The sequence below is a fragment of the Fulvivirga sediminis genome (genome assembly GCF_016757215.1).
Classification (GTDB): Bacteria; Bacteroidota; Bacteroidia; order Cytophagales; family Cyclobacteriaceae; genus Fulvivirga; species Fulvivirga sediminis.
In genome coordinates, this window is the sequence record NZ_JAESIY010000004.1 from 38927 (window position 1) to 61725 (window position 22799).

Sequence of the window (22799 nt, forward strand, 5' to 3'; positions counted from 1 at the left end):
AATATTTACTATTTATTTGAATATAAAATGTTAATCTAATTTCAATACAGCCATAAATGCCTCTTGCGGTATCTCTACGTTACCGACCTGTCTCATACGCTTCTTACCCTTCTTCTGCTTCTCCAGAAGTTTTCTCTTACGGCTAATATCACCACCATAACATTTTGCCAATACGTTCTTTCTCATGGCTTTCACTGATTCTCTGGCGATGATTTTAGTTCCAATAGAGGCCTGAATAGCGATCTCAAACATTTGACGAGGGATAAGCTCTCTCAGTTTTTCGCACAATCTCTTACCCCATTCATACGCCTTGTCTCTATGCACAATGGCTGAAAGAGCATCTACTCTATCACCATTAAGCATAATATCAAGTTTCACCATAGTAGATTGCCTGAAACCAATAAGTTCGTAATCCAAAGAAGCGTATCCTTTAGACAGTGTCTTTAGTTTATCGAAGAAGTCAAATACAATTTCAGATAGAGGCAGCTCAAAAGTAAGCTCTACCCTTTCTGTAGTTAGGTAAACCTGATTTTTAATAATACCCCTCTTGTCCATACAAAGACTGATGATATTACCTATAAACTCATCTTTAGTGATTATCTGAGCTCTTATGAAAGGCTCTTCTATATGAGAGATAGTATTCGGCTCCGGCATTTCTGAAGGAGCATTAATTTTAATAATGGTGCCATCTGATTTCACTGCATGAAACTGAACTGAAGGAACGGTAGTAATTACCGTCATATCAAACTCACGTTCAAGCCTTTCCTGCACAATTTCCATATGCAGCATTCCCAGGAAACCACATCGGAACCCAAATCCCAGAGCGGCAGATGTTTCAGGTTCCCATATCAATGAAGCATCGTTGAGCTGAAGTTTCTCCATAGAAGCCCTAAGCTCTTCAAACTCACTAGTTTCTACAGGATAAATACCCGCAAATACCATTGGCTTCACATTTTCGAAACCTTTTACAGCCTCACATGGCTTATTAACATGAGTGATGGTATCTCCAACCTTCACCTCTTTGGCCACTTTAATACCTGAGATGATATATCCTACGTTGCCGGCTTTGATGGTATCTTTTGGCTGCTGCTGTAATTTTAGCACCCCAATCTCATCTGCTTCGTAGGTTTTACCTGTATTTACAAACTTTACTTTGTCTCCTTTATTAATTTCACCATCAAATACTCTGAAGTATACTTCTATTCCTCTGAATGGATTAAATACAGAGTCGAAGATCATCGCCTTTAATGGTTTTTGAAGATCGCCTTTGGGTGCAGGAATTCTATGAATGATAGCCTCAAGGATATCAGTAATACCTATTCCTTCTTTAGCACTGGCATGAATAACGTCAGTAGGATCACACCCGATAAGACTTACAATCTCATCAGTAACCTCCTCAGGCATAGCGCTAGGAAGGTCAATTTTATTAAGCACAGGAATTATTTCCAGATCGTGTTCTAAAGCCAGATAAAGGTTAGAAATAGTCTGAGCCTCAATACCCTGAGCGGCATCTACTATGAGCAAAGCGCCTTCGCAGGCAGCTATAGAACGTGACACTTCGTAAGAAAAGTCTACGTGCCCTGGAGTGTCTATCAGGTTTAAAGTATAAGTCTGCCCTTCATGAACATAGTCCATCTGAATAGCATGACTTTTAATAGTGATACCACGCTCACGCTCCAAATCCATATCATCAAGCAACTGCGCCTGCATATCGCGTTCGTTTACAGTTCCTGTTGATTGTAAAAGCCTGTCGGCCAGCGTACTTTTACCGTGGTCAATATGGGCTATTATACAAAAGTTTCTTATTTGCTCCATGTATGAATGTTTCCTCTCTATATGATTCTAACTGGCAGAATTTAAAAGTGCAAAGGTAGATATTTATATGTACTTAACTAACATTGCAGAATACTAATTATTAACAGAAAATTAAAGTCATTAATCTCAAGTTTTTAATATTTGTATTTCTTTCAAAAAACTGATCAGTATGAACATAGCCGAAAATAAAAAGCAGAACAACATTTCAGAATATATTATTTACATGTACCAGACCGAAGATCTGATCAGAGTATATGAATTTGACATTGAGCTCATTAAACAATACGTAATAAAACACTTCCCCGTAAGTGAGGAAGAGAAGGCTGAAATGGCAGAGTGGTACCTAGAAATAATGGCTCAAATGAAAAAGGAAGAGATACATGAAAAGGGCCATTTATCAACCGTACAAAAATATGTAGAACACCTATCAAGAATGATGGATGATCTAAAGACTAGCAATGAAGAGTTTAAAAAAATTTATGATAACGCTGCTCCTTATATAAAAGAAAGTCTTGAAATAGCTCAAGGGCAAATTACAGATGAAGTTCAAATATGCTTAAATGGGATTTATGGATTGCTACTGGCTCGCATGAATGGCCGTGAGGTTCCTCAGGAGCTTATGCCTGGCATCAATTCGTTTGGAGATGTTCTTTCATACTTGAGTTTTAAATATAAACAGAAGAATTTTTTGAGTGATAATTAAAGAATCACCTGGCAGAGCTATAAATCCTCTGCCTACCCTACCTCTTTAAAACTTCACCGCCCTTCATCACAAACACCACTTCTTCCATAGTGTGGATATTCTCTAATGGATTTTCATTTACAGCTATAATGTCTGCCATTTTACCTTTTTCAATAGAGCCATATTTCTGATCAATTCTAAGCATTTGCGCAGGAATAATGGTTGCAGCCTGAATAGCCTTCATCGGAGGCATTCCTACTTCCACCATATATCCAAATTCCTTTCCGTTATCTCCATGAGGGAATACTCCTGCATCTGTACCAAAAACAATGTTAACACCTCTTTTATAAGCTTCTGCAAAGGTGCTTTGTATTTTCGGGCCAATAGCTAATGCTTTAGGCACTACCAGCGCAGGATAAAAACCCTCAATTTTTGCCTTTTCCGCTACAAACTTGCCAGCCGAAATGGTAGGCACATAATAGGTGCCTTTTTCTTTCATCAAATCCATAATCTCAGGAGTCATTAGGGTACCATGCTCAATAGAAGTAATTCCTGCCTGTACGGCACGTTTCATCCCTTCAGCTCCATGTGCGTGCGCTGCGGTGATCATTCCATATTCATTAGCCGTCTGTACAATGGCCTCCAACTCATCCATTTGAAATTGAGGGCCAGAGCCATCTTTAGCAACACTCAGTACGCCACCTGTAGCGGTTATTTTTATTACATCTGCTCCATTTTTATATCTCTGGCGCACCGCTTTTCTTGCCTCATATGGCCCATTAATAACACCATCATGCGGGCCTGGGTCTCCCATCAGATCATGTCTGTAACTATTAGTAGGATCCGCATGGCCGCCAGTAGTAGCTATGGACTTACCTGCAGAATATATTCTAGGCCCTATTACCTTGCCTGAATTAATGGCATCTCTCAAAGCCGTATTAACTCCGCTTCCACCCAGATCTCTAACCGTAGTAAACCCAGCCATTAGCGTAAGCTTAGCGTATACCGTGGCATTAAAAGCAATATCAGCCTCATTTAACTTAAACTCATCAATATAAGAAGTTGGGCTGGCCTCTCCCTCCAGGTGAACATGCATGTCCATCAGTCCTGGCAAAACTGTTTTGTCTTTTAGATCGATGATTTGATCTCCTGAGGCTGGCTTAGCGTATCCCTTTTTTACTTCTACAATTTCTTCATCCACCACCAAAATAGTCATCTCCTGCTGCACCTTGTCACTTTTGCCATCTATCAGGTTTCCACAATAAATCAATGTTTGTTGGGCATAGAGAGCATTCACCATCAATAAGCTCAATAGGAGTAGGTAGATCTTTTTCATAAAGTAAAATATAATCAAAAAACCAATATCACAAGTCAGGCATTGAGATTCCCCATATTGTCTTTGAGTTTCACGCCAGATATTTTCTTAGAAAAGGCCTCCTGAATAATATAAAAGATTTTATCTGCCGCAGCCGGGTACACCAAGCCATTAGGCCTGATATTGGAAATACAGTTTCTACTTTCATCAGTAAGGCCTTTTTTAGGTTTATAGGTGAGATAAGCACCAAGGCTCTCCGGGGAGCTTAACCCAGGCCTTTCCCCTATAAGTATGAGCGAAAGTCCTGCATTTAGCCTTTCTCCAATGTCATCAGCTAAAGCTACCCTGCTCTGCTCTGAAATAATGATAGGTGCTACTGTTTTATGAGCGTCCTGTAGTTTCGGCAGCAACTCTTTTAATAGTGGTACTGCATGCTTATTCACCGCTGAAGAAGAAAGTCCATCTGCCAGGATGATCACCACTTCAGAGCCTGAATCATTAATTTCATCTAATTTCTTAGCAGAGGCATCATTTAAAAATTTGCCTAGATCGGGCCGTTTTAAATATTGCTCTCTATTTTCGACCTTACTGCTTACACAAATCACCTGCTGAGGCAAGGCCTCCACCTCCACTTTTAGCTTTTCAATATCTAAATGAGAATAAACGGCATCTCTGGCATGTGCATGAGCCATTTGAAAAGCCAACGACTCTTTCAAAGGTATGCTAGTGCCATTTCTCCCTAAAACTATTCGGGCTGAAGTATATTCTTTCAAGCTCTTCCATTGGTCTGGTTGATTATTAGGCGCAGGTTTATCCATAATTATAAATGGTTTAGACTTTCTAAAAGATGTGCCGATTGAGCATTACTTATCTTACCTTGTTCATCCATGATACCAAAGTTTAGCAACCACTTTTCAAACTCCGGAGCGGGCTTCAAGCCCAGCACCTGCCTTACATACAGGGCATCATGAAAAGACGTAGACTGATAATTCAGCATAATATCATCGGCACCAGGAACGCCCATAATGTAATTGCAGCCTGCCACTCCCAACAGTGTCAGCAGGTTATCCATATCATCCTGATCGGCCTCCGCGTGATTCGTATAGCAAATGTCCACCCCCATAGGCAAGCCCATTAGCTTACCGCAGAAATGATCCTCTAAGGCTGCTCTTATAATCTGCTTACCATCATATAGATATTCTGGACCAATAAAACCTACCACAGTATTAACTAGCAGCGGACTATACCTCCTGGCCACTGCATAAGCTCTTACTTCACAAGTTTGCTGATCCAGATCATGATGAGCTCCTGCCGAAAAGCAGCTCCCCTGACCTGTTTCAAAGTACATGACATTATCCCCTACCGTGCCTCGTTTTAGAGAGCGAGTGGCTTCCAAAGCCTCATCTAAAAGTTTAAGATCAATCCCGAAGCTCTTATTGGCAGCTTCCGTTCCTGCTATTGATTGAAAATTAAGATCTACTGGCGCTTTAGCCTCTATAATTTCCATGGTGGTAGTAACATGGCAAAGCACGCAGGTCTGAGTAGGTATTTCATATTTTTGAATAAACATATCCAACACTTCAAGTAACTGCCTTACTCTTGATGGGCTATCGCTAGCTGGGTTAATCCCAATTACCGCGTCTCCACTGCCATACATCAGTCCATCTAAAATGCTGGCGGCTATTCCTTTTATATCATCCGTAGGGTGATTAGGCTGCAATCGGGTAGAAAAACAGCCTTTTAAGCCCAATGTGTTTCTAAAGCGACTTACCACTTCACACTTTTTAGCCACAGCAATTAACTCCTGATTTCTCATAAGCTTACTTACTGCCGCCACCATTTCCGGGGTTAATCCAGGCGATAAGTCAGCAATATCTGTTCCTGCAATTTCTTCAGAAAGCAGCCAATCTCTTAAATCGCCTACCGTAAAAGAACTCACCTTTTCAAATCTTTCTTTATGATGCGTATCTATAATAAGACGGGTCACTTCATCTTTTTCATAATCAATAAGGTGCTCGATGAGGAATTGTTTTAAAGGCACATCGGCCAGCACAATCTGTGCTGCAATGCGCTCTTCATAGGTTTTAGCTGCCACACCTGCCAGCACATCACCTGAACGATGCGGTGAAGCTTTAGCCATGAGCTCCCGAAGGCTCTCAAAATTGTAGGTATTATTTTTTACGGTATACTTATAAATCATAACCCTAAATTTCTTTTTCCAATAATAAATCTGCCTTTATTTTGTTTTTATGCTTACCTAACACAACATACACAATCATAATAACGATCAGCGATAGAAAGAAAATCAAACTAAGAAATGGATTATACCAAATAATAGCACCTAGACTTACGCAGCAAAGCAATAATGCAATAGCAGGAAACAAAGGATAAAACGGCGCCTTAAAGGGTCTTTCAAGGTCTGGTTCTTTTTTTCTTAACACAAAAAGACTGACCATACTGATGACATACATCACTAAAGCTCCGAGCACACTCATGATTATCACCTGATCGGTAGTTCCTGATAGCAAAGCCAGACAGCCAACTACGCCGCCAGCTACCAAAGCCCAATGTGGCGTTCTGAATTTTTGATTTACTTTACCTAAGAAAGATGGTAAATACCCTGCCCTAGCCAAGGCAAATAGCTGCCTGGAATAACCTATAATTATACCATGAAAAGAAGCTATCAATCCGAATAAGCCAATACTCGCAAATAATTTAGTCCAAGAATTATCTTTACCCAGCACTACACTTAGCGCTTCAGGAAGTGGGTAATCTATATCACTCAGGTTCCTCCAGCTGGTTACTCCTCCTGTAAGCAACATTACTCCCAGCGCGAGTAAAACCAGTGTAATAAGACTATAAATATACCCTTTCGGGATGTTCTTTTTAGGATCTTCCACCTCTTCAGCCACCATAGCCACACCTTCTATAGCCAGATAAAACCATATAGCAAAAGGTAACGCAGCAAACACACCTGACCAGCCAAAAGGCATAGGCTCGCTCATAAAAGTGTTTATTTCAAAATCAGGAGCCACCAACCCCATATACAACATGAGCTCAGCCACAGCCAGCAGAGTAACTATCAAAGAAAAAACGGCAGACTCCTTAATCCCTAATAAGTTAACACCTGTAAAAACCACAAAACATAGTATAGCAGTAGGCAAAATAGGAATGGCTGGATGCAAAAAGTGCAGATAACTACTCAAAGCCAGCGCTATGGCCGGCGGGGCAAATAAAAATTCTATTAAAGTGGCATAGCCAGCAATAAAACCTCCCATAAAGCCAAAGGCGCGATAAGAATAGGCAAATGGACCTCCGGCATGAGGTATAGAAGAGGTAAGCTCAGTAAAGCTAAATATAAAGGTGACATACATGAGAGTAACTATGAGAGTAGCTATCAGAAAACCAACGGTTCCTGATACACCCCAGCCATAATTCCACCCAAAATATTCTCCTGAAATAACGAGGCCAACGGCTATAGCCCATAAATGGACCGGACGCAGTACTTTCCTTAGACCGGGTTCTTCGGACTTATCATTCATAAAAGGTTAGGTTTTAGGTTTAGTTTCTTCTAATCAACTAAACGGCTGAAGTACTGCCAGGTACTCGTCCTCCTCTCCCTCAAATACCACATAAGTAGCCCATCCTACTTCTGCAGCTACACGCTGCAAGGTATCCTGATCAATATAAAGCCATTTAAAAAGCTCTCCTTGTTCCTGTTTGTATTCAAACTGATATTCTACTTGCCCGTAATAATAATCTGGATACTCTCCTTCTTCGTACAGGTATTCAATATCACTGGAATCTATAATTATACGGCCATTTTCAGCAAGTAGCGTTCTGGCAAAAGTGAGGAAATTTTTAAATGCCCGTAGTGTTCCTAATATTCCGGTTCCGTTCATCAGCATAAGGATAGTATCATACTTACGATCTGGACGATATTTCAACAAATCACAATGTACAATATTTTTAACTCCCCGCTGACTCATCACCTTACATGCTTTCTTAGAGCTATCTAAAGCCACAGTATGATGCATATCTTGTAATATCAAGGTATGAACACCAGCTCCAGCTCCTACATCAAGCACCACACCATCACATAATTCAATAGCGTAATTTTCCATATCAGAAAGATCATCCGGCTCCCTAAAAAACACCTCCACTGGCATCTCTTCGGGCTCTCCGTAATTATTATGAATAAGGAGAGGTGGTTCAAAAGTACCGTTATGATAATCTAACAATGCTTGACCATATACATCTTCTGGCATACAAACGTGACTTTAATAAATATAACCTTATCAATACTGCTATGAAAGGATCAGCGATAAATATATCTGAATTTCATTAATTATACCACTAATTATAGCATCTACCTGAAATTAACATGAAACAACCTGCCTTGACTAATGACAGTACTGTGAAAACATAAGCAAATAGCACGTAATATGAAAAGGCCGAAACTATTGAGGTGTAATCAAATTATGACTCACTACCGATCGTCCACATTTTGACACGGCTGTGTTTTCATCTTGCTGTACCGCCTTGAGGTGAAATAATATAGAAAAACAGGCTTTTCTCAAGTCCTTAGTGGCAGTTCATGGCTATGAAATATTTCAGTAAGCGGAAGACCTCTCAGCAAGAAAGAGTTTTTTGTCACTTTTTTGATCTATTGCCAAAAAGTAAGGACCCTAAGCAATGGAATGCAAAGACTAGACAATCCAAGTTGGCTGGTATTTGTGAAAATCTACCTTAAAACAATGGATTGATGTATTCTTTCGATCTAATGATATGTCATTCTTCTTGGTGCGACCAAAACAAATGTCAGGTCTCATGATGACATTATTCAAGATTATCATTTACTTTATCGCTTAACGTTTATTATGAATTTACTTGCACACGCTTATTTATCAGGAGACAACACTAAGATACTGGTAGGAAACCTTATCGGTGATTTTGTGAAAGGTAAAAGGTATGAGCAATATGCAGGTGATCTAAAAAAAGGAATTTTACTGCACAGGCAAATCGACGAATACACTGACACGCACCCTGTGGTAATCCAAAGTAAAAGACGCCTTTCTGAAAAATACAGGCATTACAGCGGCGTAATTGTAGACTTATTCTATGATTACTTCCTAGCATCTCAATGGCAAGAATACCACCACGCCAGTTTAGAAGATTTCTCCTCTCAGGTATATCAATCTATAAACAAACTATCTACACTAATACCTGCAAAAGCTAATGAAATGTTTGGTTACATGGAGCGTGGCAACTGGTTGCTTAACTATAGGGAGGTTAAAGGCATAGACAGTGCCTTAACAGGACTTTCTCACCGCACTAAGTTTCTTTCTAAAATGGAACAAGCAGCAGATGACCTGGTAGCTTTTAATAAAGAGTTTAAAGAAGAGTTTGATGAATTTTTTCCGCAGATAAAAGCCTTTACTGAAGAGTGGATGCGCCACAATTAAACAATTCTCTGCATACACCGTAATTAGAATAACTGCTAAAACCAATGGTTTTATTAATTTTGCATATCACTAAAATTCAGAAATTGCTATGAACAACGATCCGGAACTAAACGGAAAGTATCTGGGCCAAATCTCGGAAGACTTTGTGGTGGTGGCTGACACACTAAAAGAAGCCTCCTACCAGATTAGAAAAAGAAAGTTCTCTGATTATCCTATATTCCCAATATCAAAAATAGAGCTACCTATTGGCCAATTATTAATTGGAAAAACTGAGCTAGCTGTAAATTGGAACTATAATGCCTCTTATTTGGATGAGTTTATACAAAGAGAAATAGTAAGTGATGAAGCTATTGAGCAATTTAAAGAAGCTTACAAAGATCCTGATGAGTTTTGCTGCCTTTTTGTAATAGATGAGGATTTCACCAATTTCGTCTATATCCCTTATCCTATAGATTAAAAAAATAAGTTATCTCTAAGGCTAGCTGTGCTTTAGAGATAACTCATTATAATTTCATTAATTATTAAAGTGATTCCAGCCCTGTGCTTGTAAGGCCACTTCTCTCTCGCCTTTAGTGATCATGATATTACCAGCACTCTGCTCCTGCACATAGCCTATAAAATGAATATCAGGGTGTTTTTTCAACTTCTCCATATCCGCCTTAGACACTGTAAACAGAAGTTCATAATCCTCTCCTCCATTTAAAGTAGCTGTAGTAGCGTCAATATTCAGTTCATAACCGGTATCATACGTCTGCTTATCTATAGGCAACTTATCTTCATAAATTTTCATACCCACCTGAGATTGCTTGCTGATATGAAACAGCTCTGAAGCCAACCCATCAGAAACATCAATCATCGCCGAAGGCACCACTTTCAGATCTTTCAACTCATGTATGATATCCATTCTAGCCTCAGGTCTTAATTGCCTTTGCACTATATAATCGTACTTTTCTAATTGTGGGGTCATATTAGGGTTAGCCATAAACACCTGCTTCTCTCTTTCTAGCACTTGTAACCCCATGTAAGCACCTCCTAAGTCACCTGTAACACAGATCACATCATCTATCTGAGCACCGCTTCTTTTAGATATCAGGCTTTTATCTGCTACGCCCACTGCCGTTACTGATATTACCAGGCCACTACCGGAAGAAGTAGTATCTCCTCCTACCAAATCAACCTTAAAACTATCACAAGCTGCCCTCACTCCTTTATAAAGCTCCTCTACCGCCTCCACTGAGAACCGGTTACTCAATCCTAGGCTTACGGTAATTTGCTTAGGAACAGCATTCATAGCAGCAATATCAGAAACATTCACAGCCACAGCCTTATACCCTAAATGCTGCAATGGCATAAATGATAGATCGAAATGAATTCCTTCCAATAGCATATCAGTAGATAGCACCGTATAATGATCTCCACTGTCTATCAGCGCCGCATCATCTCCAATACCTAAAGCCGTTTCGCTATTAGTATTTGAGAAACCCTCACTTAACTTATCAATCAATCCAAACTCACCTAATTGACCTATTTCCGTCCGTTTTTCGCTCATTTCAATATTTTTTAATGATGAAGAAGGCCGTAAGCCTCCCACTCGTCGATGTATTTCGTCATTTATCTTACAAAGGTAAGTCTATATCTTCAATCCACTATAATTAGAGGTTACAAATGTGTCTCCTTAGCCTATTCACCTATTGATTACCTACAGGTAACATATTATAAAACTGAAAGCGAGGAAAGAAGATGAAGACTACCATTAAATATTTCTGTTTATTACTTACAAGCTTGGCATTACTTACCAGCTGTGGGCCCAAACCACAATACAAAACCTCCTTAGGAAAGAAAAAGCTCAAGCACTATAACTCTGTTCAGTACGGCAATAGCTCGCCTAAAACTTTTAAAAGCTTTAAACGTCAGAAGTAATTTCCTGGCATAGCTCTACTAATACACCATTGGTAGATTTAGGGTGCAAGAAACAAACAAGTTTGTTATCAGCACCTTTTTTAGGCTTTTCATTTAAAAGGGTAAAACCCTCCTCCGCCAGTCGCTTCATTTCCATTTCTATATTTTCCACCTTATAAGCAATATGATGTATACCCTCTCCTCGTTTAGCTATAAACTTAGCTATGGGAGAATCCTCATCCGTTGCCTCTAATAGTTCTATTTTGGTGTCTCCCAATTGAAAAAAAGAGGTACTTACTTTTTCTGACGCTACAGACTCCCGTTTATAAGGCTGCTGGCCAAATAGCTTGGCAAAAATATCATTAGAATCCTTAATATTTTTCACGGCTATGCCTATGTGCTCAACTTTTATCATAGAATTACGTTTAGGGATAAGTCTAGTTTTAACTAACTTTGCTTAAGATTTGAAACTTTTTAAATTGGGGTAAAGTTTTTATTTTAAATTTATTGAAAAAGAATTAGGATTACTGCTATGATGATGGAAACTTCAGGCGATATTCATGTAGAGGCAGCTCGAATTCAGAGAGAAATCAAAAGCCACTTAGGCTTAAGGAGCAATGCTCTCATGTTTGAGTACGGCAATATGGAGGGCAAAGTAAAGTTAGATCTGATCACCATTAACCCAAGGCATAATCAATCGTTCCTTTTTCACTCTGTAATGGGCTTTGATAAGGTAGATGCTCTGCAAAAGATGCTAGAGTATGTGAAGCACTACAAAGAAAAAGAAAGTAGCTACACTATACAGTGGATAGCCAAAGGAGACAAAGAGCTTAATACCTCTTACTTCAGGGCAAGCGGTGTATATGATGCTTTGGATAAATTATATTATGGCCGTGACTCCAATACTATCACGGTTTTTAGTGTGGTTCTAAACCCAGTAGCTTAAATAAAAGAAATTATGATTAATGTAACTGATAAAGCAAAGGAAAAAATAGTATCTCTTCGATCAGAAGAGGGGAAATCGACTGATCATAACATAAGGGTATTAGTACAGGGAGGAGGATGCTCTGGCCTGATGTACGATCTTAAGTTTGATGCAGAAGTTCAGTCTTCAGACGAAATATTTGAAGACAAAGGAATAAAAATATTAGTAGACAAGAAGAGCCTTTTATATTTACTGGGCACCACTCTTGACTTCTCAGACGGACTTAATGGTAAAGGATTTCAGTTTATTAACCCCAATGCCACTCGTACATGTGGTTGCGGAGAAAGCTTTGCCGTATAACCCTTAAGTAATTAGTCAAATTATTGAAAAAGCCTCCTTTTGGAGGCTTTTTTTATTTTAAAATAGCTTTAAGAACCCTTTCTTCTTGAATTAAGACATCTTTCATGAGAAGGTTGTGTGGAAATTGCTTAAGTTTTGACTTCTTAAAACCATGCATTATTTCTAATAATGAGGACGCAGATATTAAAGAAAGATTCAACTCATATTCCAATCCACAATCATTTATAAAATCATCACTGAATTCCGGCGCTATCAATAAAGACTTAATTACTTTGTAGCCATGATTATTCGCTATATCTGAATATGCCTTTAGCTGTCTTTTTACAGAACTAAATTTATTATAGCCCTTATCTTTTACTGTCTTACATTCAACAATTATCAACTCCTCATTCCCTAAATTGACTATAATATCTACCTTGTCCTTTTTGGTATTAATTTTCTTTTTGATTTCAAAATCAACATGTAAGCCAAGGTTTTCAAATATTTTTTCCGTAAGGTTTTCAACCTTTAACCCTAACTCACTCTCTTTTATCAGAATGCCATTATCCCTTAAATTTTTTAAATCTCTATACCCAAAATATTCATAGTTCTCCAAGTACATATTCTCAGAATCTTTGAAGATCTCAAGAATATTAGTAACAAGATCACCTCTAGTCTTTATTTCCTTCTGAGAACAAAAATTTTCAAGATCTTTTTCGTTAATAACTTCTAAGATATCCCTAGGCTTAATATTATAATCCAATAGATATTCACTACTAAGAACATTTTCATCTTGAAGTTCAAACTCCTTTCTTAAAACCTCATTTACTTTAGGTATATATTCTTTTAATTCTGATAAAAGCTTTTCATATCCATCATGAGAAATACCTACTTTCTGATCACCTTCTATATCCTCAAAATATTTTATTAAGTTCTCGATTTTCTCTTCTAAAGTAGCTCCTTTAAGAGAGGGAGAGATATTCAATTGCTTATCACACAGTTCATTTATGAATTTCTTCCTATCAGAAACTTTTGTTTCAGGTTTAAATAAACTATTCGACAAAACAGTAGAAAAAGAGATCCCATCCTGAATAATACCCTTCACTTTAACATCAAAGGGTTGTCTCCAATCCATATTATGTTTTTTACAAACCATGTTAATCTGTGGCTCTCTTATTTGCCGCAAAACTCTTCGATAAAATTTATCAGCAATTTCTTTCCCTCTAATTTTTCGCAGCATTCTTACCACCTCATCAGCTACATAAATGGTATTACTTTTCCTAGAAAAGAAAATAACTCCAATATTCTTAAGCAACTCAATGACCTCTTCAATTCGTAGTGTTTCAACAGGGACAACCATATAATTAATGAGCTTTATCTCTTCCTGTGATAGCTCCAATTTATTAGATAAAGTAGATAATATTAATTGTTCATCTTGAGTAATTTTAGAATCCTGATTATTATCTCGATCATTATTGTAGGCTGTATCCACACAGGCCTTATATATTAAATAATCCCTCTTTCTTAGATTACTTTCATCATCAACCTCGAAACTCTTTTTTAAATCTTTTATCTTTTGCTTTATTCCTTTCAGCTCAAGTTCATACAATCTAGAAAGCCAGTCTTGCTTCATTATACAATTACCATCTCTAGTAATTATATCCATTAAAATATCAAGTTGAGAAGTAACATAAACAAATTCAGCCTTTACGCACTCTGCAAAATCTGGCTCCAGTAAATTAAAAACTTCAGCTATATTTTGATTATCAACGCTTTTTAAATCTGCACTTTCACTAATTATCTTATCTACTTTCTTTGCACTATCAGGGTTTGTAGCAAGGATCCCATCTATTATTTTCAGAAAAGAATTTTTCTCAAATGAATTTAACTTATCCAGTACTTTTTCGAGCTTCATGAAGTTGAATTTAAATTAATATTTTATAAAATATTAATAAATAATATATAATTGATTACAAAAACAATCAATTAATAAAAAAGTACAGCCACATTTCATCACACCTCCGCCACGCACTTCAGCTCTATGGCTATTGGAGTGGGTAAGGCATTCACTTCTACCGTAGTTCGGCAAGGCTGATTATCTTTAAAATACTGAGCATAAACCTTATTATAAGTGGCAAAATCATCCTTCATATTGGTAAGAAATACCGTAACATCTACCAGCTTACTCCAGCTGCTACCCGCATCTTCCAAGATATGCCTCACATTTTCGAATACCGAATGGCACTGCGCCTCTATATCATAAGAAACGACTTCTCCTGCTTCATTTTGAGTAACACCTGGAATCTCTTTGCTCCCTTTTTTTCGAGGACCTACCCCTGAGAGAAAAAGCAATCCCCCCACCCTTCTTGCATGAGGATAAAGTCCTACGGCTTCTGGTGCTTTGTCTGAGTTCATTATACTATTTGGATCATTCATAATATTATGGCACTTATATTGAATAATAATTATTGAACCTTTAAACTGATGAAATTATGTTCGTAACAATATTAACGTTTATATATAGTGGTATTGCTCTTTATGTTTTATACAGATACGCTAAGAAAAAAGCCTCTAGCATAGCAGAATGGAAAGAAAAAGCTAATCTAAAAATAACTGCCGTGATGCCTGCAAGTAAAAACTGGAACAAAAACTCTAATAAAACCGAACCCGTTTCAGAGTTGCACACTGAAGTTAACTGATGATTTTTGGAATCAATCAGGAAAATTATTCCACAAAGCTTTTATGAGTTCATAAGCTCTTCGATCTCTTCAGCTTCCAAAGGAATATTTTCCATAAGATCAACTACCCCATCATCGGTGATCACTACATTGTTTTCTAACCTGATGCCCAGATTCTCTTCTCTGATGTAAATGCCAGGCTCCACGGTAAAGACCATTCCTGGCTTCATTTCAGAATAAATATTGCCCACATCATGCACATCTAAACCTAAATGGTGAGATGTGCCATGCATAAAATATTTTTTATACGCTGGTTGCATCTCAGTACTGTTTTTAAGATCCGTTTTGTCCAGCAAACCTAGCTCTAGCAGCTCACTTTGCATATAAAGCCCTACCTCTTTATGATAATGAGCTATTATATTGCCGGGTACCAGCATTTGCATAGCTTCTTTCATAACCCTAAGTACTGCCTCATATATTTTCCTTTGCCTTTTTGTAAATCTTCCCGAAACAGGTATAGTACGGGTCATATCCGCATTATAGTTAGCATATTCTGCACCTACATCCATAAGCAATAAATCGCCTTCCTTACACTCCATGCTATTTTCAATGTAATGAAGCACGCAAGAATTAGCCCCTGAAGCCACAATGGGAGAATACGCAAACCCTCTTGAACCGTTCCTTACAAACTCATGAATATATTCGGCTTCTACTTCATACTCCATCACCCCTGGCTTCATAAAATTAAGGACCCTTCTGAATCCTTGCTCGGTGATGTCACAAGCTTTTTGCAATGCATTTATTTCCAATTCTGATTTAATAGCTCTTAAATGATGCATCAAAGGAGCCGCCCGTTCATACTTATGTAGCGGATATCTTTCCTTGCATTTTTTAATAAAGCGGGCATCTCGGGTTTCCACATCAGCCGCAGACCTGATATGCTCATTAGTGTTTAGATAAACGTGCTCCACCTCTGCCATCAGCGTTTGAAAAACACCTTCAAAATCTGTAAGCCAATAAATGGATGAAATGCCGCTAGCCTCTTCTGCTTCCTGCTTGGTATACTTATGCCCTTCCCATATCGCTATATCCTCATTTGTCTCTCTTAAAAAAAGTATTTCTCTAAGCCTTTCACTATGAAAATCTGGATATATCACCAAAATACTCTCTTCTTGATCTATACCCGATAGATAGTAAATATCATTATTTTGTCTGAAAGCCATGGTGCCATCAGCATTGGTAGGCATAATATCATTAGAGTTAAAAACAGCGATCGAATTAGGCTTTAATAAATCTGCTAATCTTGCTCTATTTCTAACAAAAAGCTCTTTATTTATAGGTTGGTAACGCATAGCATTATTTTTAAATGATGAAGATTAAACAGGCCTTAGAGATATAATGAAAAAACTCATACTATTTACCTTTATATTATTCTATAGTCTGACCGGCTGTGCTCAACAAAAATACTGGATATACTTCAAAGACAAAATAGTATATTCGTCTCACAAAGCCACATCGGATTACTTTGATATTCCCATCTCCTCCCTTTATCAAGACAGCCTATTGGCTCTAGGAGTTGCCATACAATATCAATCGAAATGGCTTAACGCCGTAACTGCTCACCTCACCCCAGAAAAGAAACTTGAATTACAAAAACTAGGCTTTATTCAATCCATTAGTCCAGTAAATGAAAATATAAAAGTACTGTCTTCGACACAGTTTGGAGATAACAACCTGGCTTTGGAGCAAATAAAAGCTGACACACTCATTAAGCTGCATTGGCATGCTCAAGGAGTGAAGATCGGAATTATTGATGGGGGATTTCTGGGTGCCAACAAAGAAGAAACCTTATCTCCTATAATTGACGAAAAACGGGTTATTGCTTACAAAAATTATATTGAAGAAAGCATCACCGATCCCTATGTAGGTGTAAAGCGATTTCAAGATCATCATGGCACCAAAGTATGGAAATGCATCGGGGGTTATTCTTCTTCTAAAGAGAAATACTTTGGCCTTGCCTCAGAAGCTGAGTATTACCTGGCCAGAACAGACCAGGGAGACAAAGAGCACCGCGGAGAAGAAGACTATTGGGTCGCTGCCCTGGAGTGGATGCATGAACAAGGTGTAACTCTGGTAAATTCTTCACTAGGCTATTCTACAGGCTTCACTAATCCAAAAGAAAACTACTCTCCGGAAAATGCTAATGGCAAATTCAGTGCAATATCTCGTGCTGCCTCTATTGCCGCTAAAAAGAAAGGGATGATCATTATAGTATCAGCCGGAAATGATGGAGGAAACAAGTTCAAAGTAGTGTCTCTTCCTGCTGATGCCGAAGGTGTGATAACCGTTGGGGCTACTGGGTATCAGGAATGGAACAAACAATTTTATAGTGCTATTGGGCCTGAGGCGTTATCTTATGTAAAGCCAGATCTCTCCTGCTTCTCCGCTTCTGGCACCTCCTTCTCCGCTCCAATTATTACGGGGTTAATAGCCTCGATTAAAGGCGCTCACCCCACCCTAAGCCATAAAACACTTATTAAAATGCTAAAAGCTTCCTGCCATCTACACGATTTTCCCAATAATTATATTGGTAGTGGCGTTCCCAACGCTCATCATCTGCTGAGCCTTATTGCCAAAGAGCCTTCACCTGTATCATCAGAAACTATTACATCAAAAACCAGTGAAATAAAAATTACCCTAACTAACGATAATATAGTGGCCTTTCATAAATCAGATAAAACAAATGTTATTTCTCAAAAAATCATGAAGCACAAAAAAGGTGTTGTAACGGTAAAAAGAGAAGACAATGTCCAAAGAACCACTCTGGCTACTCCCGATAAGATCGTTGAAATCATCTGGAAATAATCTTTAACAGCGGAAAGCTTCAGGCATACTTACCTAAAACCTCCCGATGAAATTCCTTTATCTGCCTAAAAGCTTATAAATAAACTGATTACATTGAATGGTATTTAAAACAAAGGCCTAATAATTACGAAAGCTCAGATAATTCTAACCAGCGCATCTCCTTTTCATCAAGCTCATTCTCAATCGCTTTTAGTTCAGCACCCCATCCCGCCAGTTTCACATGATCCTGTTCTCCGGAGTTCATCAAGTCATGGAGCTCTTCTTTCTTTTTATTGAGTTTCGCCATTTCCTTTTCTAAAGTATCAAACTCACGCTTTTCGTTATAGGACATCTTTCGGCCCTCTTCAGTTTTTACTTTTGCCGCTTTCGTTTCTGTCTCTACCTTAGCTACTCCTGCTTTTTCAGCTTCTTCTTTGGCCTTAGCATACTCTCTGTACACCGAATAATTACCAGGGAAATCCTGAATTTCATTGGTCTTATCAAATACAAATAGATGATCAACCAGCCTATCCATAAAATATCTGTCGTGAGAAACGATAATCAAACACCCTTGAAACTGACTAAGAAAGTCCTCCAAAGTTCTCAATGTGATTAGATCAAGATCGTTTGTAGGCTCATCCAGTATTAAAAAATTTGGATTCTGCACTAGCACGCATAATAGCTGCAAACGTCTTTTTTCTCCTCCACTAAGCTTATCTACAAAATCATGCTGAGCAGCAGGAGCGAAATTAAAGAGTGTCAAAAATCTCGATGCAGTTACTGTACTACCATCGGCCATGGTTATCACCTCTGCTATTTCCTGAACCACATCTATCACTTTACTTCCCGCTTTAAACTCAGGCTCCTTTTGCTTATAGTAGCCCATAACGGTTGTAGCTCCTTTCAGTATTTCTCCTTCATCAGGCTTAATACTACCGGTAAGCGTATTTAAAAAAGTAGATTTTCCTGTCCCGTTCTTCCCTACTATACCTACACGCTCTCCTTTTTTAAAAATATATGAAAAATGCTTAAAGAGCTCTTTTTCTCCAAACGACTTTGAAATAGAATCAATCTCTAAAATCTTCCCTCCTTGTCTTCTACCTTTCACCTCCAGCTCCAGCTGCTGCTTTTCTAGATTTTGATGAGCCTTTTTCTTGATATCTTCAAAAGCATCTACTCTATATTTAGCTTTTGTGCCTCGTGCTTTTGGCTGTCTTCTCATCCAATCTAGCTCCTTACCATAAAGGTTTTTTGCCTTTTCCTTCTCGGCTACCTGCTGTTGCTCACGTTCAGCCTTCTTTTCCAGAAAGTAAGAATAATTGCCTGAATATTTGAAAATTTTATTTTGATCTAATTCTATAATCTCGTTGGTAACACTTTCAAGAAAATATCTATCGTGAGTAACCATGATAATACCCATCTGACTTTGAGAAAGGTACTCTTCCAGCCATTCTATAGCCTCAAGATCTAAATGGTTAGTTGGCTCATCTAAAATTACCAAGTCTGGCTTTTCCAGTAGTGTTTTAGCCAACCCTACCCTTTTCTTTTGTCCTCCGGAGAGTGATTCTATTTTTTGTTGTTGATCATGAATACCCAATCGACCTAATATCTCCTTCACCTGGCTCTCATAGTTCCAAGCATCTAGTTCATCCATACGAGTGATTAGTGTAGTAAGCTGATCGGTGGCATCAGGATCTGTAGCCGATTTCACAAGTAACCGCTCATACTCCTTCACCAGCTTAGCCACAGGCTCATCGCTATCTAAAACAGCTTCTATCACAGAAAGAGAATTATCAAATTCAGGCTGTTGATTTAGAAAAGTAACCTTAACATCATTAGCCACCACTACTTCACCAGAGTCAGGTACATCCACTCCTGCCAGTATTTTTAACAAGGTAGATTTACCGCTACCATTTACTCCTACTAAAGCAACCTTCTGCCCTTGTTCTATTCCAAAGGATATATCTTGAAAGAGCACCCTGGCTCCAAATGACTTTGATATTTTATCTACTGATAAGTAATTCATAAGACAAAACTAAAGGAATTTACACGCAGTTTTAACATTAGACGATTTTATTAAATACGTTGCAGAATAAGTTATTGCTACAAGAGCTAATAATTACTATATTGAACTAAACCTAAGAAATATGAAAACTGGAAAAGTTCTTATTTCCATATTTGGAACTATATTACTATTCGCCATAATTTTACTTGTCACAGGGCCTTCAAAAGTATTCATGAAAAGGTCCATCACTATTCACAGCCCTGTAGATAGTGTTTATAACACCTTAAATAACATAAAAAAATTCAATAGCTGGTCTCCCTGGTATGAGATGGATCCACATGCCAAGTATTCATTTGAAGGCCCAGATAGTGGTGCAGGAGCCAAAATGGTCTGGGAGAGTGTAGAGATGGGCTCTGGGGCAATATGGATTGTGGATATAGAGAAAGACAAAAAAGTGGATATGGAAATGGATTTTGGTTATGGAGGCGAAACGCATGCCTTATTTCTTTTAAAACCATTAAACGAAGGCACCTCTGTCACCTGGACTTACGAGGAAAAGCCAGGGTTAGTCGCTCGCATGATGTATCACTTTATAGATCTGAATGCCGTTTTAGCTCCAGACTATGAGCAAGGCCTTAAAAACCTCAAGAAAATAATGGAATAACATTTTAATCCTCATGCTGCCGCGTGTTATATCTCTTCTCTTTCCATTGCTTGAGTTCTTCTTTCATAGTTTTTAATTCCTCCTCTGTAAATTCTACATCTATAATACCTTGTAAGTCTGGCTGTCCGGCATCTACCCAGCAGGTATACCAAAAATCGCCTACCATTTTAACTGCACGCCGCATTTGCAGCTCCACCATACCATCAAGCATTTGATGATACTCTTTAGAAAACTCCCTTGAATACACCTTTATAGTAGCATTACCCCTGGTTTCGAAACTATATTTTTTATCCTCCTTCATTTTTTCAGAAACTACTATTTCCATAGAAAGAACAGAATCTAAAGCCTCATGGGCATGAACCACCCCTTGCCAAATGGCCAATTGCGGGTTATCTATATATTCGGCTTGTCCCACAAAAAAATCATAGTCCTCAGAAAAAAGCTCCGGCAAGCGAGACTCCCACAAACCATGAATGCCTCTCTGTCCGGTAAGCTGACCATTATAATTCTCAGTGGTATGCAAAGGCACATTAGCATCAGCTATATAATGTCCAATTTCTGCCGATAACCGCAAAATACTTTTACCATCCCTGATCCGCATGGCATCTGTAAGCCAACCTTTCATTCTAAATACATGCCAAGGCACTATTCCATATGCCTGCAAGGTGTCTTCTGTATATTTTTCCTCTGCATTTTTCCAATATCTAGGCATTTTATACACAGCACTATCTCCATACACATCCACATCAATGAAATGCCTGGGAGCCTCTCCTTCCACAGCATATCTTCTTTTGTCAGGATTGACTGCATTTTCTGTTAAATAGCGGATATTATGTTTATAAAAACCAATCATTTCTACGGGAAGCGTAAATACAGCCAACCGATTAATCTTCTGATGACCATAAAATCCCCAATACTGATTAAAACCAGAAAGTATTAGTAAAAGCAGCGAAAAGACAATATTTTTGTAGAAAATTCTCATTTAACCAGGGGTATACATCCTTTATTGAAAAATTATTCTTAGAATAGATTTTGCATATAATAGAATAACCTCTATCTTTGCACACTCAAAATTAACAAGAGCGAAGTCGAATAAATATCAGATATGGCAAATCATAAGTCAGCATTAAAAAGAATCAGATCTAATAATGCAAAAAAATTAAGAAACAAGTATCAGCATAAAACAACCAGAACTTACGTTAGAAGGTTAAAAGATACTACTGATAAATCTGAGGCGCAGGAATTGTTGAAAAAGGTTACATCTATGCTAGATAAACTAGCTAAGAAGAATGTAATTCACCGCAAAAAAGCTGCTAACCAAAAGTCTAAACTAATGAAATTAGTTAATAGCCTTTAATTAGTAAGAAAAGATATTGAAAGCCTTATCTCATTAGAGGTAAGGCTTTTTTATTATCATTTTATCTCAAAAAGTAATAACTTATATATCATCCAACCATTAGCGGATGATATATGAGCACCTCAGATTACTTAAACATCAAAAGCTGGGCGGAAGAAGACCGCCCCAGAGAAAAACTTCTACTCAAAGGCCGGGCGGCACTTTCTGAAGCCGAACTGATAGGTATACTTATCGGATCTGGCACTAAATCTCTATCTGCAGTAGATTTAAGCAAGCACATCTTAAGCGAAAACGGAAACGATCTTAACCAGCTGGCCAAGCTTTCTGTAAAAGACCTAATGAAATTTAAAGGCATAGGAGAAGCCAAAGCAATAAGCATAGTTAGTGCATTAGAGCTGGGCCGAAGAAGAAAAGAAAGCGAAGTAGTAAAAAAACCACAGATCACCTGCTCCGAAGATGTCTACAAAATAATAGCCCCTGAGTTACTAGATAACCGCCATGAAGAATTTTGGATTCTATTGCTCAACCGAAGGAATATGGTCATCAAAAAGCAGCTTATTAGTAGTGGCGGCGTATCAGGAACTGTAGCCGACCCAAAAATCATATTTAAATCAGCCCTGGAAGAACTGGCTTGTGGCATCATCTTGATTCACAATCATCCATCAGGCAACCTCCAACCCAGCCAGCAGGACATCTCCCTCACTAAAAAACTCAAAGAAGGAGGAAGACTTTTAGAAATCCCTGTGCTAGATCATATCATTTTCACTGACAATGGCTATTTTAGCTTCTCAGATGAAAACATACTTTAAAA

The 22799-nt window shown here is 38.2% G+C and carries 23 protein-coding genes; 10 read left to right on the top strand and 13 right to left on the bottom strand.

Annotated features, from left to right (window positions below):
- Positions 1-30 precede the first annotated feature (30 nt).
- Complete coding sequence (lepA, locus tag JL102_RS07940) at positions 31-1815, bottom strand: translation elongation factor 4 (RefSeq protein WP_202243836.1); 1785 nt, start codon at positions 1813-1815, stop codon at positions 31-33.
- A gap of 169 nt (positions 1816-1984) precedes the next feature.
- Here lepA and JL102_RS07945 point away from each other — a divergent pair, with 169 nt between their 5' ends.
- Positions 1985-2518, top strand: a complete 534-nt coding sequence (locus tag JL102_RS07945) for a DUF4924 family protein (protein WP_202243838.1) — start codon at positions 1985-1987, stop codon at positions 2516-2518.
- A gap of 37 nt (positions 2519-2555) precedes the next feature.
- Here JL102_RS07945 and JL102_RS07950 read toward each other — a convergent pair whose 3' ends face one another.
- Genes JL102_RS07950 through JL102_RS07970 form a run of 5 tightly spaced genes read right to left on the bottom strand, consistent with a single transcriptional unit; the run spans position 2556 to position 8080 of the window.
- A complete protein-coding gene (locus JL102_RS07950) occupies positions 2556-3833 on the bottom strand; it encodes a metal-dependent hydrolase family protein (RefSeq protein ID WP_202243839.1) in 1278 nt (425 codons plus the stop codon).
- Between the two features lie 35 nt (positions 3834-3868).
- Positions 3869-4630: an ethanolamine ammonia-lyase subunit EutC gene (gene eutC, locus JL102_RS07955; protein ID WP_202243840.1), complete on the bottom strand. Its 762-nt coding sequence runs from the start codon at positions 4628-4630 to the stop codon at positions 3869-3871.
- A gap of 2 nt (positions 4631-4632) precedes the next feature.
- Positions 4633-6012: an ethanolamine ammonia-lyase subunit EutB gene (locus tag JL102_RS07960; RefSeq protein WP_202243841.1), complete on the bottom strand. Its 1380-nt coding sequence runs from the start codon at positions 6010-6012 to the stop codon at positions 4633-4635.
- Between the two features lie 4 nt (positions 6013-6016).
- Positions 6017-7354 carry an ethanolamine permease gene (gene eat / locus JL102_RS07965; RefSeq protein WP_202243842.1) on the bottom strand — a complete coding sequence of 446 codons (1338 nt, stop codon included), beginning with the start codon at positions 7352-7354 and terminating at the stop codon, positions 6017-6019.
- A 33-nt stretch (positions 7355-7387) separates the two neighbouring features.
- Complete coding sequence (locus JL102_RS07970) at positions 7388-8080, bottom strand: class I SAM-dependent methyltransferase (RefSeq protein WP_202243843.1); 693 nt, start codon at positions 8078-8080, stop codon at positions 7388-7390.
- A 612-nt stretch (positions 8081-8692) separates the two neighbouring features.
- Between JL102_RS07970 and JL102_RS07975 the strand changes: the two genes are divergently transcribed.
- Complete coding sequence (locus tag JL102_RS07975) at positions 8693-9277, top strand: acyl carrier protein phosphodiesterase (protein ID WP_202243844.1); 585 nt, start codon at positions 8693-8695, stop codon at positions 9275-9277.
- Between the two features lie 88 nt (positions 9278-9365).
- Positions 9366-9734 (top strand): hypothetical protein, encoded by a 369-nt coding sequence (locus tag JL102_RS07980; RefSeq protein ID WP_202243845.1) that lies wholly within the window; start codon positions 9366-9368, stop codon positions 9732-9734.
- A 57-nt stretch (positions 9735-9791) separates the two neighbouring features.
- On the opposite strand, the gene thiL is transcribed toward JL102_RS07980, so the two are convergent.
- Entirely contained in the window at positions 9792-10826 is a 1035-nt protein-coding gene (gene thiL / locus JL102_RS07985) for a thiamine-phosphate kinase (protein WP_202243846.1), read from the bottom strand.
- A 354-nt stretch (positions 10827-11180) separates the two neighbouring features.
- Positions 11181-11591, bottom strand: coding sequence for a methylmalonyl-CoA epimerase (gene mce, locus JL102_RS07990; protein ID WP_202243847.1), 411 nt, complete (start codon positions 11589-11591; stop codon positions 11181-11183).
- Positions 11592-11708: 117 nt separating this feature from the next.
- Between mce and JL102_RS07995 the strand changes: the two genes are divergently transcribed.
- Both JL102_RS07995 and JL102_RS08000 read left to right on the top strand, forming a co-directional pair.
- Entirely contained in the window at positions 11709-12122 is a 414-nt protein-coding gene (locus JL102_RS07995; protein WP_237390511.1) for a hypothetical protein, read from the top strand.
- A gap of 12 nt (positions 12123-12134) precedes the next feature.
- Positions 12135-12461, top strand: a complete 327-nt coding sequence (locus JL102_RS08000; RefSeq protein WP_202243849.1) for a HesB/IscA family protein — start codon at positions 12135-12137, stop codon at positions 12459-12461.
- 52 nt (positions 12462-12513) lie between these two features.
- Here JL102_RS08000 and JL102_RS08005 read toward each other — a convergent pair whose 3' ends face one another.
- Both JL102_RS08005 and JL102_RS08010 read right to left on the bottom strand, forming a co-directional pair.
- The gene (locus JL102_RS08005) at positions 12514-14355 is read right to left on the bottom strand and encodes a hypothetical protein (protein ID WP_202243851.1); all 1842 of its coding nucleotides are present in this window, start codon (positions 14353-14355) and stop codon (positions 12514-12516) included.
- Between the two features lie 98 nt (positions 14356-14453).
- Positions 14454-14876, bottom strand: a complete 423-nt coding sequence (locus JL102_RS08010) for a RidA family protein (protein ID WP_202243853.1) — start codon at positions 14874-14876, stop codon at positions 14454-14456.
- A 56-nt stretch (positions 14877-14932) separates the two neighbouring features.
- Between JL102_RS08010 and JL102_RS08015 the strand changes: the two genes are divergently transcribed.
- Positions 14933-15139, top strand: coding sequence for a hypothetical protein (locus JL102_RS08015; protein ID WP_202243855.1), 207 nt, complete (start codon positions 14933-14935; stop codon positions 15137-15139).
- A gap of 41 nt (positions 15140-15180) precedes the next feature.
- Here the strand turns inward: JL102_RS08015 and JL102_RS08020 are convergent, their stop codons facing one another.
- Complete coding sequence (locus JL102_RS08020) at positions 15181-16470, bottom strand: aminopeptidase P family protein (RefSeq protein ID WP_202243857.1); 1290 nt, start codon at positions 16468-16470, stop codon at positions 15181-15183.
- A gap of 46 nt (positions 16471-16516) precedes the next feature.
- Here JL102_RS08020 and JL102_RS08025 point away from each other — a divergent pair, with 46 nt between their 5' ends.
- Complete coding sequence (locus tag JL102_RS08025) at positions 16517-17983, top strand: S8 family serine peptidase (RefSeq protein ID WP_202243859.1); 1467 nt, start codon at positions 16517-16519, stop codon at positions 17981-17983.
- A gap of 124 nt (positions 17984-18107) precedes the next feature.
- Here JL102_RS08025 and JL102_RS08030 read toward each other — a convergent pair whose 3' ends face one another.
- Positions 18108-19988 carry an ABC-F family ATP-binding cassette domain-containing protein gene (locus tag JL102_RS08030; protein WP_202243861.1) on the bottom strand — a complete coding sequence of 627 codons (1881 nt, stop codon included), beginning with the start codon at positions 19986-19988 and terminating at the stop codon, positions 18108-18110.
- A 121-nt stretch (positions 19989-20109) separates the two neighbouring features.
- On the opposite strand from JL102_RS08030, the gene JL102_RS08035 reads away from it, so the two are divergent.
- Positions 20110-20631: an SRPBCC family protein gene (locus JL102_RS08035; RefSeq protein WP_202243863.1), complete on the top strand. Its 522-nt coding sequence runs from the start codon at positions 20110-20112 to the stop codon at positions 20629-20631.
- Positions 20632-20635: 4 nt separating this feature from the next.
- Here the strand turns inward: JL102_RS08035 and JL102_RS08040 are convergent, their stop codons facing one another.
- A complete protein-coding gene (locus tag JL102_RS08040) occupies positions 20636-21613 on the bottom strand; it encodes a zinc dependent phospholipase C family protein (RefSeq protein ID WP_237390513.1) in 978 nt (325 codons plus the stop codon).
- Between the two features lie 123 nt (positions 21614-21736).
- Between JL102_RS08040 and rpsT the strand changes: the two genes are divergently transcribed.
- Together rpsT and radC are read left to right on the top strand one after the other, a co-directional pair.
- A complete protein-coding gene (rpsT, locus tag JL102_RS08045) occupies positions 21737-21988 on the top strand; it encodes a 30S ribosomal protein S20 (RefSeq protein WP_202243865.1) in 252 nt (83 codons plus the stop codon).
- Between the two features lie 113 nt (positions 21989-22101).
- Positions 22102-22797 (top strand): RadC family protein, encoded by a 696-nt coding sequence (radC, locus tag JL102_RS08050; protein ID WP_202243866.1) that lies wholly within the window; start codon positions 22102-22104, stop codon positions 22795-22797.
- The last annotated feature ends 2 nt before the right edge of the window (positions 22798-22799 follow it).

Excerpts from the sequence above, each read along its gene's own strand:
- lepA (WP_202243836.1), bottom strand. The coding sequence starts at position 1,815 with ATGGAGCAAATAAGAAACTTTTGTATAATAGCCCATATTGACCACGGT.
- JL102_RS07945 (WP_202243838.1), top strand. The coding sequence starts at position 1,985 with ATGAACATAGCCGAAAATAAAAAGCAGAACAACATTTCAGAATATATT.
- JL102_RS07950 (WP_202243839.1), bottom strand. The coding sequence starts at position 3,833 with ATGAAAAAGATCTACCTACTCCTATTGAGCTTATTGATGGTGAATGCT.
- eutC (WP_202243840.1), bottom strand. The coding sequence starts at position 4,630 with ATGGATAAACCTGCGCCTAATAATCAACCAGACCAATGGAAGAGCTTG.
- JL102_RS07960 (WP_202243841.1), bottom strand. The coding sequence starts at position 6,012 with ATGATTTATAAGTATACCGTAAAAAATAATACCTACAATTTTGAGAGC.
- eat (WP_202243842.1), bottom strand. The coding sequence starts at position 7,354 with ATGAATGATAAGTCCGAAGAACCCGGTCTAAGGAAAGTACTGCGTCCG.
- JL102_RS07970 (WP_202243843.1), bottom strand. The coding sequence starts at position 8,080 with ATGCCAGAAGATGTATATGGTCAAGCATTGTTAGATTATCATAACGGT.
- JL102_RS07975 (WP_202243844.1), top strand. The coding sequence starts at position 8,693 with ATGAATTTACTTGCACACGCTTATTTATCAGGAGACAACACTAAGATA.
- JL102_RS07980 (WP_202243845.1), top strand. The coding sequence starts at position 9,366 with ATGAACAACGATCCGGAACTAAACGGAAAGTATCTGGGCCAAATCTCG.
- thiL (WP_202243846.1), bottom strand. The coding sequence starts at position 10,826 with ATGAGCGAAAAACGGACGGAAATAGGTCAATTAGGTGAGTTTGGATTG.
- mce (WP_202243847.1), bottom strand. The coding sequence starts at position 11,591 with ATGATAAAAGTTGAGCACATAGGCATAGCCGTGAAAAATATTAAGGAT.
- JL102_RS07995 (WP_237390511.1), top strand. The coding sequence starts at position 11,709 with ATGATGATGGAAACTTCAGGCGATATTCATGTAGAGGCAGCTCGAATT.
- JL102_RS08000 (WP_202243849.1), top strand. The coding sequence starts at position 12,135 with ATGATTAATGTAACTGATAAAGCAAAGGAAAAAATAGTATCTCTTCGA.
- JL102_RS08005 (WP_202243851.1), bottom strand. The coding sequence starts at position 14,355 with ATGAAGCTCGAAAAAGTACTGGATAAGTTAAATTCATTTGAGAAAAAT.
- JL102_RS08010 (WP_202243853.1), bottom strand. The coding sequence starts at position 14,876 with ATGAATGATCCAAATAGTATAATGAACTCAGACAAAGCACCAGAAGCC.
- JL102_RS08015 (WP_202243855.1), top strand. The coding sequence starts at position 14,933 with ATGTTCGTAACAATATTAACGTTTATATATAGTGGTATTGCTCTTTAT.
- JL102_RS08020 (WP_202243857.1), bottom strand. The coding sequence starts at position 16,470 with ATGCGTTACCAACCTATAAATAAAGAGCTTTTTGTTAGAAATAGAGCA.
- JL102_RS08025 (WP_202243859.1), top strand. The coding sequence starts at position 16,517 with ATGAAAAAACTCATACTATTTACCTTTATATTATTCTATAGTCTGACC.
- JL102_RS08030 (WP_202243861.1), bottom strand. The coding sequence starts at position 19,988 with ATGAATTACTTATCAGTAGATAAAATATCAAAGTCATTTGGAGCCAGG.
- JL102_RS08035 (WP_202243863.1), top strand. The coding sequence starts at position 20,110 with ATGAAAACTGGAAAAGTTCTTATTTCCATATTTGGAACTATATTACTA.
- JL102_RS08040 (WP_237390513.1), bottom strand. The coding sequence starts at position 21,613 with ATGAGAATTTTCTACAAAAATATTGTCTTTTCGCTGCTTTTACTAATA.
- rpsT (WP_202243865.1), top strand. The coding sequence starts at position 21,737 with ATGGCAAATCATAAGTCAGCATTAAAAAGAATCAGATCTAATAATGCA.
- radC (WP_202243866.1), top strand. The coding sequence starts at position 22,102 with ATGAGCACCTCAGATTACTTAAACATCAAAAGCTGGGCGGAAGAAGAC.